This window comes from Streptomyces seoulensis, assembly GCF_004328625.1.
Lineage (GTDB): Bacteria > Actinomycetota > Actinomycetes > Streptomycetales > Streptomycetaceae > Streptomyces > Streptomyces seoulensis.
In genome coordinates this window covers 1542679-1557977 of sequence record NZ_CP032229.1, presented here as the reverse complement: position 1 = coordinate 1557977, position 15299 = coordinate 1542679, and the positions used below count along the sequence as shown (strand labels likewise).

General features: G+C 73.3%; 11 protein-coding genes. 7 read left to right on the top strand and 4 right to left on the bottom strand.

Annotated elements, in window-relative coordinates:
- Positions 1-92: 92 nt before the first annotated feature.
- The 4 genes from D0Z67_RS07290 to D0Z67_RS07275 form a co-directional block, all read right to left on the bottom strand.
- Positions 93-2450, bottom strand: a complete 2358-nt coding sequence (locus D0Z67_RS07290) for a transglutaminase TgpA family protein (RefSeq protein WP_031179949.1) — start codon at positions 2448-2450, stop codon at positions 93-95.
- Positions 2447-3760 carry a DUF58 domain-containing protein gene (locus tag D0Z67_RS07285; protein ID WP_031179950.1) on the bottom strand — a complete coding sequence of 438 codons (1314 nt, stop codon included), beginning with the start codon at positions 3758-3760 and terminating at the stop codon, positions 2447-2449. Before D0Z67_RS07285 ends, D0Z67_RS07290 begins: the two co-directional genes overlap by 4 nt.
- Complete coding sequence (locus D0Z67_RS07280) at positions 3760-4839, bottom strand: AAA family ATPase (RefSeq protein ID WP_078873086.1); 1080 nt, start codon at positions 4837-4839, stop codon at positions 3760-3762. The genes D0Z67_RS07285 and D0Z67_RS07280 overlap by 1 nt, the downstream gene beginning before the upstream one ends.
- A 224-nt stretch (positions 4840-5063) precedes the next feature.
- Positions 5064-5636 carry a beta-class carbonic anhydrase gene (locus D0Z67_RS07275; RefSeq protein ID WP_031179952.1) on the bottom strand — a complete coding sequence of 191 codons (573 nt, stop codon included), beginning with the start codon at positions 5634-5636 and terminating at the stop codon, positions 5064-5066.
- A gap of 417 nt (positions 5637-6053) precedes the next feature.
- On the opposite strand from D0Z67_RS07275, the gene rsmH reads away from it, so the two are divergent.
- Genes rsmH through murD form a run of 7 tightly spaced genes read left to right on the top strand, consistent with a single transcriptional unit; the run spans position 6054 to position 15244 of the window.
- On the top strand, positions 6054-7010 hold the full coding sequence (rsmH, locus tag D0Z67_RS07270; protein ID WP_078873088.1) for a 16S rRNA (cytosine(1402)-N(4))-methyltransferase RsmH: 957 nt from the start codon (positions 6054-6056) through the stop codon (positions 7008-7010).
- 43 nt (positions 7011-7053) lie between these two features.
- On the top strand, positions 7054-7647 hold the full coding sequence (gene ftsL, locus D0Z67_RS07265; RefSeq protein ID WP_031179954.1) for a cell division protein FtsL: 594 nt from the start codon (positions 7054-7056) through the stop codon (positions 7645-7647).
- Between the two features lie 5 nt (positions 7648-7652).
- A complete protein-coding gene (locus D0Z67_RS07260; protein WP_275938817.1) occupies positions 7653-9605 on the top strand; it encodes a peptidoglycan D,D-transpeptidase FtsI family protein in 1953 nt (650 codons plus the stop codon).
- Between the two features lie 45 nt (positions 9606-9650).
- Entirely contained in the window at positions 9651-11330 is a 1680-nt protein-coding gene (locus D0Z67_RS07255) for a UDP-N-acetylmuramoyl-L-alanyl-D-glutamate--2,6-diaminopimelate ligase (protein ID WP_078873673.1), read from the top strand.
- 4 nt (positions 11331-11334) lie between these two features.
- Positions 11335-12750: a UDP-N-acetylmuramoyl-tripeptide--D-alanyl-D-alanine ligase gene (locus D0Z67_RS07250; protein WP_031183763.1), complete on the top strand. Its 1416-nt coding sequence runs from the start codon at positions 11335-11337 to the stop codon at positions 12748-12750.
- Complete coding sequence (gene mraY / locus D0Z67_RS07245; RefSeq protein WP_031183762.1) at positions 12747-13820, top strand: phospho-N-acetylmuramoyl-pentapeptide-transferase; 1074 nt, start codon at positions 12747-12749, stop codon at positions 13818-13820. Before D0Z67_RS07250 ends, mraY begins: the two co-directional genes overlap by 4 nt.
- Entirely contained in the window at positions 13802-15244 is a 1443-nt protein-coding gene (gene murD / locus D0Z67_RS07240; RefSeq protein WP_051888161.1) for a UDP-N-acetylmuramoyl-L-alanine--D-glutamate ligase, read from the top strand. The genes mraY and murD overlap by 19 nt, the downstream gene beginning before the upstream one ends.
- The last annotated feature ends 55 nt before the right edge of the window (positions 15245-15299 follow it).

The window sequence follows — 15299 nt, the reverse complement described above, 5'->3', positions numbered from 1 at the left end:
TTCGTACGAGGGGGTGACCGCCGATCCCGGTGGTCACCCCCTCGGCCGTATCCGCCCCAGCCGTCTGCCGCCTCGGCCGTGTCGCGCCGCCGTCAAGCCTCCCCGCGCACCGGCCGCAGCGCCGCCGCGCGGGCCCGGAGGGAAGCCCAGCCCTCCTGGGCCGACCACAGCACCCGCCGGGCCGAGCGCGGGGCGAACAGGGCCCGCAGCCGGGTGCCCCGGCCCACCGGGGCCGCCAGGCCGGCGATGACCCGGCGCACGTCCTGTGCCAGGCCCGGCGCCGGACGCGGCTCCGGGGCGTACAGCACCTGCTCCAGGGCGGCCGCCACCCGGTGCACCGCGGCCCCGGCCTCCCCGTCCAGCTGTCCCAGCCGCACGATCCGGGCCGCCGAGCCGCGCGGGGTCAGCGAGTCGTCCGGTATCACCCCGTGGTCCCAGGCACTGTCGGTCAGCTCCCGCCAGGCCGCCAGTGTCCGCCGGGCCGGGTCGGGGGAGTGCCCGTCCAGCCGTCTCGCCCGCACCCGGGTCCGCCACAGCATCGGGGACAGCGGGAGCGCCACCAGCGCCAGCGCGCCCAGCGCGATCAGCGCCGCCCACAGCCCGCCGGACGGCCCCCCACCCCCACCCGGCGCCGCGACGGCCGCCGACGGGTCGGCACAGGCGCCCGACTTGTCCTGCGCCGCGCAGCTCTCACTCCCGGTCGCCGCCGCCGAAGGCTCCCTGGACGCCCCCCGCGAGGGCAGCTCCTGGTCCGGGCGGGCGCTGCTCGGGGTGTCCTGCTGGGTGTACGCCGGAGTCGTGCCCCGGGTCGGCGTCGGCTCGAACCGGGTCCAGCCCACGCCCTGGAAGTACAGCTCCGGCCAGGCGTGCGCGTCCCGCAGGCTCACCGACACCGAGCCGTCGCCCTGCGGGGTGCCCGGTGCGAAACCCACCGCCACCCGGGCCGGAATGCCCAGCGTGCGGGCCATCGCCGCCATGGCGAAGGAGAAGTGGACGCAGAACCCCTCCTTCTTCTTGAGGAAGTTGGCGATCGCGTCGGCGCCCCGGCCCACCTGCACCTCGGTGTCGTACCGGAAGCCGCCGTCCACCGAGAACCAGTCCTGGAGCCGTACCGCCTCCTCGTAGTGGTTGCGGGCCCCCGAGGTGACCTCCTCGGCGGTGCGCGCCACCACGTCCGGCAGCCGGGACGGCACCCGGGTGTACTCCCGCTCCAGCGCGGCCGGCGGCTTCGGGGCGTCGGCGAGCTGCTTCGCGGTCGGCTGCAGTTCCAGGCTGGTGACCTGGTAGATCTCGCCGCGCGTGGTCTGGCCGTGGTCGCCGACCAGGGTCATGCCGACCGGCTCGTACCGCCAGTTGCCGTCGATCCGGACCCCGCTCGGCGGATACGGCATCGGCAGCCAGTCCTGGGCGTACCAGTCCGCCGCCGTGATCACCGTGCGCAGCGTGGTCCGCCTGACGTCGTCGCTCAGGCCCTCCGGGGCCGGGAAGACCCCGGGCACCGCGGCGATGCGGCGCTGGGACGGCTTCCAGTCGGTGCCGTCGAAGTCGTCCAGGGACACTATCCGCACGTACATGTCCGGCACCTCGCCGGAGCTGGGCCGCAGGGAGAGCACCTGGCGGTCGTCGTCCACGTTCAGGCTGTCCCGCAGCGAGACCAGGGGGTTCACCGCCGAGATGGTGCCGCCCCGGCCGTTGCCCGCGCCGACGCCCGAGCCCGCCCGGCCCAGCAGCCCGCCGTGCAGCGTCGGCAGGGCCAGCGGTACCACCAGGGCCACGCCCAGCGCCACCGCGCCGATCCGGCGGCCGGTGCGCGCCGGTGCCGTCACCCCGCCCGCCGGGGCACCCGCGCGCGGGGCGCCGCCGAAGACCCGGCCCCACTGGGCGAGCCGCTCCCGGCCCTCAGCGAGCAGCAGCATCAGATAGCCGGCCGCCGCCACCAGGAACCACAGCCAGTCCGCCGCCCCGTCCGACAGCCCGGCCGCCACCGAGTACAGCGCCAGCAGCGGCAGGCCCGCCGGAGCCGCCCGCCGGAAGGTCACCGCGAGGGTGTCCACTAGCAGATGCACCAGCAGCACCCCGCCGACCAGCAGCAGCCGGATGCCGTCGGTGAGCGGCGCCGGGATCGCGTAGTGGCTCACGTCGTCCGCGCCCTGCCCGAACAGCGCCCCGAACCGCAGGAACGCGTCCGGCCCCGGCAGCAGTCCGCCCAGCGCCTCGGCCCGCGCGAAGACCAGGGTCAGCAGCACCAGCGTCACCAGCAGCTGCGCCAGCAGCGTCAGCGACCGGGACAGGGGAATCCGCCGGGCCGCGATGCCCACCCCCGCCTGCACGGCCACCAGCAGCGCCGACAGCAGCAGCCAGGTCGGGCCGTCGACCAGCGGCAGCAGGGCCGAGGACGCCATCAGGGTCGCCGCCGCCGCGCACAGCGCCAGTCGTGCCCGCCCGCTCATCCCCGTACCTTCCCGCTCAGCGCGGCCGGACCCGGCCGCTCCCGGTCCGCCTGCCGCCACAGCTCCTCCAGCGCGGCCCCGGGCGGCACCCCGAGCGCCGTCCAGCCGCCCTCCCGCAGCACCCGCAGCCGCTGGGGGAGCGGGGCGTTCGGCTGCGGTACCGCCGTCGGCTCGCGCGTCCAGTCGTCCGGGTCCAGCACGAAGGCGACCGCGCCCCCGCGCCGGCGCATCCGCGCCACCGAGGCCGCCTGTCCGCCGTCCAGGTCACCGAGGAAGGCGACCAGCAGCCCGTCGTGCCCGTCCCGCAGCACGTCGTACGCGCCCGCCAGGTCGGTGCCGTCGGAGTGGTCGATCACCGCGAGGGTGTCCATCATCAGCGCGGCCGCCGCCGCCCGTTCGTGCCCCGAGCCGCCCTCGCCGGACACCGTCACCCCGAAGTCCGTCAGCAGCCGCACCGAGAAACCGCGCTCCAGCAGGTGCGACACCACCGAGGCGGCCGCCGACACCGCCCACTCGAAGGCCGAGCCGGGGCCCGCGCCCTCGTAGGCCACCGCGCGGGTGTCCAGCAGCACCGTGCAGCGCGAACGGCGGGGCTGCTCCTCGCGGCGCACCATCAGCTCGCCGTGCCGGGCGGTGGAGCGCCAGTGCACCCGGCGCAGGTCGTCGCCGTGCCGGTAGCCGCGCGGGATCAGGTCGTCCTCGCCGGCCAGCGCCAGCGAGCGCTGCCGTCCGTCGCCGTGCCCGAGCGCCTCCCCGCCGAACCGGACCGGCGGCAGCGGCTCCACCCGGGGCAGCACCGTGAGCGTGTCGTGCGCCGAGAAGGACCGGGTCAGCTCGCACATCCCGAACGGGTCGCTCAGCCGCACCTGGAGCGGGCCGAGGCGGTATCTGCCGCGCAGGTCCGAGCGCACCCGGTAGGACACCTCGCGGTGCCCGCCAGGCTCGACCCGGTCCAGCACGAAACGCGGCCGGGGGCCCAGCACGTACGGCACCCGGTCCTGGAGCATCAGCAGGCCGGTGGGCAGCCGGGAGACGTTGTCCACGCGCAGCCGGACCCGCGCCTCCCCGGTCGCGGGCACCCGCGTGGGGGCCAGGCCGCGCTCGGCGGTCACCCGGTGCCGGGTGCGGTGCAGGACGGCCGCGCAGAGCAGCGGCAGCACCGCCAGCAGCAGCCCCACCCGCAGCAGGTCGTCCTGGCCCAGCACATAGGCGCAGATCGCGGCCGCGACCCCGGCGGCGAGGAAGGAGCGCCCGCGCGTGGTCAGACCCGACAGCGTGGCCCGCACCCCGCCCCGCCCCCCGGCGGACATCACAGACCCCGGGGAGGCCGCAGCGGCCGCGGGGGTTGGGCAGGCGAGGCGTCCAGACCCTCGTACCCGCTCTGCCGGGCGGTGGTGGGTACGGCCGTGTGCTGGATGATCTCCCGCACCACGTCCTCGGCCGACCGGCCGTTGAGCTGGGCCTCCGAGGTGGGCAGCAGCCGGTGGGCCAGCACGGACGGGGCGAGCGTCTGGAGGTCGTCCGGCAGCGCGTACTCCCGGCCCTCCAGGGCGGCGGACGCCTTCGCCGCGCGCAGCAGATGCAGCGTCGCGCGCGGGGAGGCGCCGAGTCTGAGGTCGGGGTGGGAGCGGGTGGCGGCGACCAGCTCCACCGCGTACCGCCGCACGGCCTCCGAGACGTGCACCGCGCGCACCGTCTCGATCAGCTTCACGATCTCGTGCGCGTGCGCCACCGGTTCCAGGTCCTCCAGCGGGGAGGCCCCGCCGTGCACGTCCAGCATCCGCAGCTCGGCCTCGACGCTGGGGTAGCCCACGGAGACCCGGGCCATGAAGCGGTCGCGCTGGGCCTCGGGCAGCGGGTACGTGCCCTCCATCTCGACCGGGTTCTGGGTCGCCACCACCATGAAGGGGCTCGGCAGTTCGTAGGTGTGGCCGTCGATGGTGACCTGGCGCTCCTCCATGGACTCCAGCAGCGCCGACTGGGTCTTGGGGGAGGCGCGGTTGATCTCGTCGCCGATCACGATCTGCGCGAAGATCGCACCCGGCTTGAACTCGAAGTCACCGCCCCGCTGGTCCCAGATGGACACCCCGGTGATGTCCGAGGGCAGCAGGTCCGGGGTGAACTGGATGCGCCGCACCGAGCAGTCGATGGACCGCGCCAGCGCCTTGGCCAGCATGGTCTTGCCCACCCCGGGGACGTCCTCGATCAGCAGATGCCCCTCGGCCAGCAGCACGGTCAGCGCGAGCCGTACGACCTCGGGCTTGCCCTCGATCACGTCCTCCACCGAAGCGCGGACACGCTCCGCGGTGGCGGTCAGCTCCCGCCCCGCGCCCGACTCCGTTCGAGCGGGGACGCCCCCCTGGCTCGCCCGATCGTCATAGGTCGTCACCCGGCCCTCCTCGGCCCGTCATCACCCAGGGCCTGTGCACGCGAGCGCGACCGGCCCACCCCGGAACTGCGACGCCGCGCGGACCAGGCCGCGCGCCGTCACACCCCGCATTCTTGCCGCCGTTACGGATTCGTGTCACCGCCTGTGGACAACTGCCCCCGTGATGCCGGGCTTGCGGCCCTTTCACCCCCGCCACGAGGGCGGGGAGGAGGGCCGCCGGCCGGTCAGGCCGACTTCTCGGCGCCGCTCCCGGCCGGGTCGATCTCACGGAGCAGACCGGTGCGCACGTCGAAGACGAAGCCGCGCACGTCGTCGGTGTGCAGCAGGAACGGGGAGGTCCGCACCCGCTGCATCGACTGCCGTACGTCCTGGTCCACGTCCCGGAACGCCTCCACCGCCCATGCCGGGCGCTGGCCGACCTCCATCTCCAGGTCGTGCCGGAACTCCTCGGTGAGGGACTCCAGGCCGCATCCGGTGTGGTGGATCAGGACCACGCTACGGGTGCCCAGCGCGCGCTGACTGATGGTCAGCGAGCGGATCACGTCGTCGGTGACCACGCCGCCCGCGTTGCGGATGGTGTGACAGTCGCCCAGTTCCAGGCCGAGCGCGGCGTGCAGGTCGAGGCGGGCGTCCATGCAGGCGACGACGGCGACCTGGAGCACCGGACGCGCGTCCATGCCGGGGTCGGTGAACTCGCTCGCATACGTCTCGTTGGCGCCGACCAGGCGGTCCGTCACGCTGCCGTCACCCGTTATGGCGCCGTCGGACCCGGTCGGAACTGCTGCGGAAGTCGTCATGGTCCCGACGTTACTGGTCACCGGTGCCCCCGGCCTGCTGTGGACGGCCACAAAGAACCAGATCGCGGCTTGTTGTGAGCCAACCCACACGGAGCGCGAACCTCCGCCGGACGGGTGAATCCCGGCGAATCGACCGGCCCGTCCTGAAGCCGTACGCGACGCGCAGGCCGGTTGATTGACCGCGACACAGGGTGGACTAAAGTGACGCGAAGCGGGAGGCGCGGCTCTTCCCGCTGGTGAAACCCCCGGAGATCCCGGCATCCGTCCGGACCGTCTCCCCGCGTGCGCGGCGCGTACGTGCGGCTCGGCCTCCTCCCGCTCCCGGCCGGCCGACGCTTCCGGCGCCGGCGGGCCTCCCCTTCACGGAGCGGGCGGGGACCCGGCAGTGCGTACCGCCCGCCGGAATGAGAGGCCCCCTTGACCGAGAGTCGACACGTCCCGGTGATGCTCCAGCGGTGCCTGGACCTGCTGGCACCCGCCCTGGAGCGGCCGGGAGCGGTGGTCGTCGACTGCACCCTCGGCCTCGGCGGCCACAGCGAGGCCCTGCTGGCCCGCTTTCCCGAGGTCCGGCTGATCGGCCTCGACCGGGACAAGGAAGCCCTCCGCCTCTCCGGCGAACGCCTCGCCCCCTACGGCGACCGCGCCACCCTCGTGCACGCCGTCTACGACGAACTCCCCGAGGTCCTCGACCGCCTGGGCATCCCGGCCGTCCAGGGCGTCCTCTTCGACCTCGGCGTCTCCTCCATGCAGCTGGACGAGGCCGACCGCGGCTTCGCCTACGCCCAGGACGCCCCGCTCGACATGCGCATGGACCAGACGACCGGCGTCAGCGCCGCCGAGGTCCTCAACACCTACCCGGCCGGTGAACTGGTGCGCATCCTGCGCGCGTACGGCGAGGAGAAGCAGGCCAAGCGGATCGTCTCGGCGGTCGTCCGCGAGCGCGAGAAGGAGCCGTTCACCAACAGCGCCCGCCTGGTCGAGCTGATCCGGGACGCCCTGCCGCAGGCCGCCAAGCGCACCGGCGGCAACCCGGCCAAGCGCACCTTCCAGGCCCTGCGCATCGAGGTCAACGGCGAACTCTCCGTACTGGAGCGGGCCGTGCCGGCCGCGGTGAAGGCGCTCGCGGTCGGCGGGCGGATCGCCGTGCTGTCGTACCAGTCGCTGGAGGACCGGCTGGTCAAGCAGGTCTTCGCGGCCGGCGCCGCCAACACCGCGCCCCCCGGGCTGCCCGTCGTGCCCGAGCGCTACCAGCCCCGCCTCAAGCTCCTCACCCGCGGTGCCGAACTTCCCACCGAGGAGGAGATCGCCGAGAACCGCCGGGCCGCCCCGGCCAGGTTCCGGGGTGTCGAGCGCATCCGGGAGGACGCCGAGTGAACGGACGGGGCCGGCCGGGTGCCACGACCCGCCGGGAGGGACAGTGAGCACCAAGCCCGCACCTCGGGGGAGGGCGGCCCGGCTCGCCCGGCTCATCCCCGCCGGCCGCGCCCGCGCGGCCCGCACCCCCTTCGTCCTCCTCGTCGTGCTGCTCCTGGGCGGCGGCCTGCTCGGCCTGCTGGTGCTCAACTCGGCGCTCAGCGAAGGGTCGTTCGAGCTGGACGACATAAAGCGCCAAACGAAGAGCCTCACCGACGAGGAACAGGCCCTCCAGCGGGACATCGACGCGTACTCCGCGCCCGACGCCCTCCAGCGCCGCGCCCGTGAACTCGGCATGGTCCCCGGCGGCGACCCCGCCTTCCTCGGCCCCGACGGCAGCGTCAAGGGCGTCCCCAGCGCAGCCCCCCGCTCCGCCGTCCTCACCGGCCCCCGCGCCCCCGAGGCGCTGACCGCCGTCCCGAGCACGGCCCCGGCCCCGGCGACGCCGAGCGCGCCGCCCGCCGCCACGCCCACCGCCGCACCGGCCGGCACCCCCGCCGGCACCCCCAGCGGCACCCCGGTGAGACCCGCCGCCACGACTCCCGCGCCGGGCGGCGCCCTCCGGTCCGCCCCCACCACCCCGACCCCCGGCAGGTGACGGAAGTGTCCGACAGGGAAACGCCGCGCCGCCGCGTGCCCGGACCCGCGAGGCCGCCCCGCCCCCGGAGCGCGGCCCCCCGCCGTCCCGCCCCCCAGGGCCGGCCCGCCCGCCGCCCCCTGGGCCCCCGGCGCCCCCCGGCCAAGCCCGCCCTGCGGCTCGGCAGCCCCCGGCCCCGGCTGCGCCTGGTCGGCCTCGCCCTCGCCCTGGTGCTGACCGCCTTCACCGTGCGCCTCCTCCAGGTGCAGGCGGTGGACGCGAGCACCTACAGCGCCAAGGCCGAGCAGAACCGCTATGTGGCACACGTCCTGACCGCCGAGCGCGGCGGCATCACCGACCGCAACGGCGTCGCCCTCGCCGTCAGCGAGGACGCCTACGACATCACCGCCGACCCGATGATGTTCAACAGGGAACAGCTCAAGATCTCCGACGGGCCCGAGCAGGCCGCCGCGCTGCTCGCCCCGATCCTCGGCCAGGACCAGGAAGCGCTCGTCAAGAAGCTGCGCCCGGCCAACAAGCGGTCCCGCTACGCCCGGCTGGCCAACCGGCAGACCCCGCAGGTCTGGAAGCAGATCAAGGACCTCAAGGCCGCCTTCGTCAAGAAGGGCACCCCCAATGTGCTCGCCGGGGTCTTCGCCGACCCCAGCAGCCAGCGGGTGTACCCCAACAAGGAGCTGGCCGCCGGGATACTGGGCTGGGTCAACAGCGAGGGCCGGGGCGGCGGCGGCATCGAGCAGCAGCTCGACAAGCAGCTCTCCGGCAAGGACGGCAAGATCCGCTACGCCCAGTCCGGCGGCCGCGAGGTGCCCACCGTGGGCTCCACCGAGACGCCCGCCGTGCCCGGCAGCGACGTCGAGCTGACCATCGACCGCGACATCCAGTGGGCCGCGCAGAACGCCATCTCCGAGCAGGTGAGGAAGTCCAAGGCCGACCGCGGCTACGTCGTCGTCCAGGACACCGCCACCGGCCAGATCCTCGCCATGGCCAACTCGCCCGGCTTCGACCCCAACGACCTCTCCAAGGCCGACTCCGCCGCCATGGGCAACCCCGCCCTCCAGGACGCCTACGAGCCCGGCTCGACCGCCAAGGTGATGTCCATGGCCGCCGTGCTGGAGGAGAACGCGGCCACCCCGCTGACCCATGTCGTCGTACCCAACCGGCTGCACCGGGGCGACCGGCTCTTCCAGGACGACGTCGACCACGCCACCTGGTACCTCACCCTCAACGGGGTGCTCGCCAAGTCCAGCAACATCGGCACCATCCTCGCCGCCGGCCAGCTCGGCAAGACCCAGCCGGCCGCCAACGGCACGCTCTACTCGTACCTGCGCCAGTTCGGCATCGGCCGCTACACCGGGCTCGGCTTCCCCGGCGAGACACCGGGCATCCTCGCGCCCTCGGCCAAGTGGTCCACCTCGCAGCAGTACACGATCCCTTTCGGCCAGGGCTTCTCCATCAACGCCATGCAGGCCGCCTCCGTCTACTCCACGATCGCCAACGGCGGAGTACGCGTCGCGCCCACCCTGGTGCGCGGCACCAAGGGCGCCGACGGCCGCTTCGCCCCCGCGCCCAAGCCCGCCAGGACCCGGGTCGTCAGCGAGAAGACCGCCAAGACCGTCGCCCAGATGCTGGAGTCGGTCGTCGACGACGAGCAGGGCACCGGCGTCAAGGCCCGCATCCCCGGCTACCGGGTCGCGGGCAAGACCGGCACCGCCAACCGCGTCGATCCGGCCACCGGGAGGTACCACGGCTACACCTCGTCCTTCGCCGGATTCGCCCCCGCCGACAAGCCCCGCATCACCGTCTACTGCGCCATCCAGAACGCCACCTCCGGCAGCTACTTCGGCGGCCAGATCTGCGGTCCGGTCTACAAGCAGGTGATGGAGTTCGCGCTCAAGACCCTCCAGGTGCCGCCGACCGGAGCCAAGGCCGCCGCCCTGCCCGTCTCCTACAAGCCCTGACCCCGCCCCCACCGGAACCAGGCACCGACCACCAGGAACGAGCCCGTGACAACGATCACTCCCGACGACGGGAACCGAGGGACCCACCGCACCGGCCGCGAGCCCCGTTTTAGCTCCGGAGCGGGTACTCCCGGTACGCTCACCGCCGTGCCACACGCCGATCAGTCCCAAACCACTCAGAAAGGCGCTTCCGTGACAAATCCGGGACCGCCGCGACCGGTTCAGGTCTCCGCCATCTTCCTCGCGGAACTGGCCGGTCAACTGGGTACCGCCGCGCCCGCCGAGACCGCCGAGCCCGTGGGCGTCACCGGGATCACCCACGACTCCCGGGCCGTCCGCCCCGGTGACGTGTACGCCGCCCTGTCCGGCGCCAGACTGCACGGCGCCGACTTCGCCACCCAGGCGGCGGGCCTGGGCGCCGTCGCCGTCCTCACCGACCCGGCGGGCGCCGACCGCGCCGCCGCGACCGGCCTGCCGGTCCTGGTCGTCGAGGACCCGCGCGCGGAGATGGGCGAGCTGGCCGCCACCATCTACGGGCACCCCGGCCGGGACATGCTCCAGATCGGCATCACCGGCACCTCCGGCAAGACCACCACCGCCTACCTGATCGAGGGCGGCCTGCGCGCGGCCGGCCGGGCCACCGGGCTGGTCGGCACCGTCGAGACCCGCATCGGCGACGAGCGCATCAAGTCCGAGCGCACCACCCCCGAAGCCACCGACCTCCAGGCCCTGTTCGCCGTCATGCGCGAACGCGGCACCGACGCCGTCGCCATGGAGGTCTCCAGCCACGCCCTGGTCCTCGGCCGGGTCGACGGCTGCGTCTTCGACATCGCGGTCTTCAACAACCTCAGCCCGGAGCACATGGAGTTCCACTCCGGCATGGAGGACTACTTCCAGGCCAAGGCGAGCCTGTTCACCCCCGAGCGCAGCCGGCTCGGTGTGGTCAACGCCGACGACGAGTACGGCCGCAGGCTCGTCACCGAGGCCGGTGTCCCGGTCGTCACCTTCTCCGCCGAGGGCCACCCGGACGCCGACTGGCGCGCCGAGGACGTCCAGACCGGCCCCATGGACTCGACGTTCACCGCTCTCGGCCCGAACGGCGAGCGCGTGCACGCCCGTTCGCCGCTGCCCGGCCCGTTCAACGTGGCCAACACCCTCGCCGCGCTGGCCGCCCTGGCCGCCGCCGGGATCGACCCGCAGACCGCCGCCGACGGCATCGCCGCCGTGCCCGGCGTCCCCGGCCGCCTGGAGCGCGTCGACGCCGGACAGCCCTACCTCGCCGTCGTCGACTACGCCCACAAGACCGACGCGGTCGAGTCGGTGCTCAAGGCGCTGCGCAAGGTCACCAAGGGCCGGGTGCACCTGGTGCTCGGCTGCGGCGGCGACCGCGACCGCACCAAGCGCGGCCCGATGGGCGCGGCCGCGGCCCGGTACGCCGACACGGCCGTACTGACCTCCGACAACCCCCGCTCCGAGGACCCGCTGGCGATCCTGGCGACCATGCTCGAAGGCGCCGCCTCCGTCCCCACGCACGAGCGGGGCGAGGTGCTGCTGTTCGAGGAGCGGGCCGCCGCCATCGCCGCCGCCGTGGGCCGTGCCGCCGCCGGTGACACGGTGCTGGTCGCGGGCAAGGGCCACGAGCAGGGCCAGGACATCGCCGGCGTGATCCGTCCCTTCGACGACCGCCAGGTGCTCCGCGAAGCTATCCAGAACACCCAGGGATGAACTTGTGATCGCCCTCTCCCTCGCCGAGATCGCAGCAGTCACCGGCGGGCAGACGCACGACATACCGGACACGTCCGTCCAGGTCACCGGCCCGGTCGTCCGGGACTCCCGCGAGGTGGTGCCCGGCACCCTGTTCGTCGCCTTCGTCGGCGAGCGGGTGGACGGCCACGACTTCGCGGCCCAGGTCGTCGAGGCCGGCGCGGTCGCCGTACTGGCGTCGCGTCCCGTCGGCGTGCCCGCGATCGTCGTGGACGACGTCCAGGAGGCCCTCGGCGCCCTCGCCCGCCATGTCGTCGAACGGCTCGGCGCGACCCTCGTCGCGCTGACCGGCTCGGCCGGCAAGACCAGCACCAAGGACCTCATCGCCCAGGTGCTCGGCGGCAAGGCGCCGACCGTGTTCACGCCCGGCTCGCTCAACAACGAGATCGGGCTGCCGCTGACCGCCCTGTCCGCCACCGAGGAGACGAAGTTCCTCGTGCTGGAGATGGGCGCCCGGGGCATCGGGCACATCCGCTACCTGGCCGGACTCACCCCGCCCAAGGTCGGGTTGGTGCTCAACGTGGGCAGCGCCCACATCGGCGAGTTCGGCGGCCGGGAGCAGATCGCCCAGGCCAAGGGCGAGTTGGTGGAGAGCCTGCCTCCGGCGGCGGAAGGCGGCGCGGCGATCCTCAACGCCGACGACCCGCTGGTGCGCGCGATGGCCTCCCGTACCAAGGCGAAGGTGATCCTTTTCGGAGAGTCGGCCGAAGCGGACGTACGCGCCGAGAACGTACGACTCACGGACAGCGGACAGCCCGCCTTCAGGCTTCACACACCCTCCGGTGCAAGCGATGTGACCATGCGCCTGTACGGTGAGCATCACGTGTCGAACGCGCTCGCCGCGGCCGCCGTCGCCCATGAGCTGGGCATGTCCGCAACCGAGATCGCGACCGCGCTCTCCGGGGCGGGCACCCTCTCCCGCTGGCGCATGGAGGTCACCGAGCGCCCTGACGGCGTGACCATCGTCAATGACGCCTACAACGCCAACCCCGAGTCCGTGCGGGCCGCCCTCAGGGCGCTCGTGGCCATGGGCAAGGGGCGCCGCACGTGGGCGGTGCTCGGCAAGATGGCCGAGCTGGGGGACGAGGCTCTCGCCGAGCACGACGCGGTCGGACGGCTCGCCGTCCGGCTCAACGTCAGCAAGCTCGTCGCGGTCGGTGGCATCGAAGCCTCCTGGCTGCAACTGGGCGCATACAACGAGGGTTCGTGGGGTGAGGAGTCGGTGCACGTGTCCGACGCACAGGCGGCGATCGACCTTTTGCGCAAGCAGTTGCGTCCGGGGGACGTCGTGCTGGTGAAGGCGTCCCGGTCGGTGGGTCTCGAGCGGGTCGCGCAGGCGCTCGCCGAGGCCGGCACCGAGGGTGAGGTCGCCGCCCGATGATGAACCAGGTCCTGTTCTCGGGCGTCATCGGTCTCTTCCTGACGCTGATCGGCACCCCGCTGCTGATCAAGCTCCTCGCCCGCAAGGGGTACGGCCAGTACATCCGCGACGACGGCCCGCGCGAGCACGCCAGCAAGCGCGGTACGCCGACCATGGGTGGTATCGCCTTCATCCTGGCCACGATCGCCGCGTACTTCCTCAGCAAGGTGATCACCGGCAAGTCGCCGACCTACTCCGGCCTGCTGGTGCTCGGCCTGATGTTCGGCATGGGCCTGGTCGGCTTCCTCGACGACTACATCAAGATCGTCAAGCGCCGTTCGCTCGGTCTGCGGGCCAAGGCGAAGATGGCCGGCCAGCTCATAGTCGGCATCGGGTTCGCCGTCCTCGCCCTGCAGTTCCCCGACAACCGGGGCAACACGCCGGCCTCCACCAAGCTGTCGTTCATCACCGACTTCGGCTGGACCATCGGCCCGGTGCTGTTCGTGGTCTGGGCGCTGTTCATGATCCTCGCCATGTCCAACGGCGTGAACCTCACCGACGGTCTGGACGGCCTGGCCACCGGCGCCTCCGTGCTCGTCTTCGGCGCCTACACGTTCATCGGTGTCTGGCAGTTCCAGGAGTCCTGCGCCAACGCCATGACCCTGACCAACCCGGCCGCCTGCTACGAGGTGCGCGACCCGCTGGACCTCGCGGTGGTCGCCTCCGCCCTGATGGGCGCCTGCCTGGGCTTCCTGTGGTGGAACACCTCCCCGGCGAAGATCTTCATGGGCGACACCGGCTCGCTCGCCCTCGGCGGTGTCCTCACCGGCCTGGCCATCCTCTCCCGCACGGAGCTGCTGGTGGCCATCATGGGCGGCCTGTTCGTCCTCATCACCATGTCGGTCGTCATCCAGGTCGGCTCCTTCCGGCTCACCGGCAAGCGCGTCTTCCGGATGGCACCGCTCCAGCACCACTTCGAACTCAAGGGCTGGTCCGAAGTCCTTGTCGTGGTCCGCTTCTGGATCATCCAGGGCATCTGCGTCATCGTCGGACTGGGCCTCTTCTACGCGGGATGGGCAGCGGACAAGTGACCTTCTCGGTGCCTTCGGGGCCCAGCGAATTCCAGGGCAAGCACGTCACCGTCGCCGGACTCGGCGTCTCCGGCCTGCCGGCCGCGAAGGCGCTGCACGCGCGCGGGGCGATCGTCACGGCTGTCAACGACGGCGACGACGCCCGCGCCCGCGAGCAGGCGGCGGAACTGGAGGCGCTCGGCATCACCGTCCGCCTCGGCGACGGCGCCACCCTGCCCGAAGGCACCGAGCTGATCGTCACCGCGCCCGGCTGGCAGCCCGGCAAGCCGCTGTTCCTGGCCGCCGAGGAGGCGGGCGTCCCCGTGTGGGGCGACGTCGAGCTGGCCTGGCGGCTGCGCGGCCCCGACGCGGCCCCCTGGCTCGCCGTCACCGGCACCAACGGCAAGACCACCACCGTCCAGATGCTCGCCTCCATCCTCAAGGCGGCGGGCCTGCGCACGGCCGCCGTCGGCAACATCGGCGTCTCCCTGCTGGACGCCGTCCTCGGCGACGAGCAGTACGACGTGCTCGCCGTCGAGCTGTCCAGCTACCAGCTCCACTGGGCGCCCTCCCTGCGCGCCTGGTCCGGCGCGGTCCTCAACCTCGCCCCGGACCACCTCGACTGGCACGGCTCCATGGACGCCTACGCCGCCGACAAGGGCCGCATCTACGAGGGCAACAAGGTCGCCTGCGTCTACAACGTGGCCGACCCGCGCACCGAGGACCTGGTGCGCGAGGCCGACGTCGAAGAGGGCTGCCGGGCCGTCGGGTTCACGCTCCAGGCGCCCGCCGTCTCCCAACTCGGCGTGGTGGACGGCATCCTGGTCGACCGCGCCTTCGTGGCGGACCGGCAGAAGAACGCCCAGGAGCTGGCCGAGGTCTCCGACGTGGACCCGCCCGCCCCGCACAACATCGCCAACGCCCTTGCCGCGGCGGCCCTCGCGCGCTCCTACGGGGTCCCCCCGCAGGCGGTGCGCGACGGTCTGCGTGCCTTCAAGCCCGACGCCCACCGCATCGCCCACGTCGCCGACATCGACGGGGTGGCCTACGTGGACGACTCCAAGGCCACCAACACCCATGCCGCCGAAGCCTCGTTGGCCGCCTACGAGCCGATCGTGTGGATCGCGGGGGGACTGGCCAAGGGAGCCGAGTTCGACGAGCTGGTGGCCAACTCCGCGAAGCGGCTGCGGGGGGTCGTCCTGATCGGCGCCGACCGCGCGCTGATCCGCGAGGCCCTGGCGCGACACGCCCCGGAAGTACCCGTCGTGGACCTCGACCGGACCGACACTGGGGCGATGCTCCAGGCGGTGACGGAGGCGAAGCGGCTGGCCCAGGCGGGCGACACCGTCCTGCTGGCCCCGGCCTGCGCCTCCATGGACATGTTCACCAACTACAACCAGCGCGGCGACGCGTTCGCGGCCGCGGTCCGCGAACTCGGCGCCTGACCCCGGCCGCCCGTGCCGGGCGGACCTTGGGAGGGACGCGTGGGACGGTCGACGT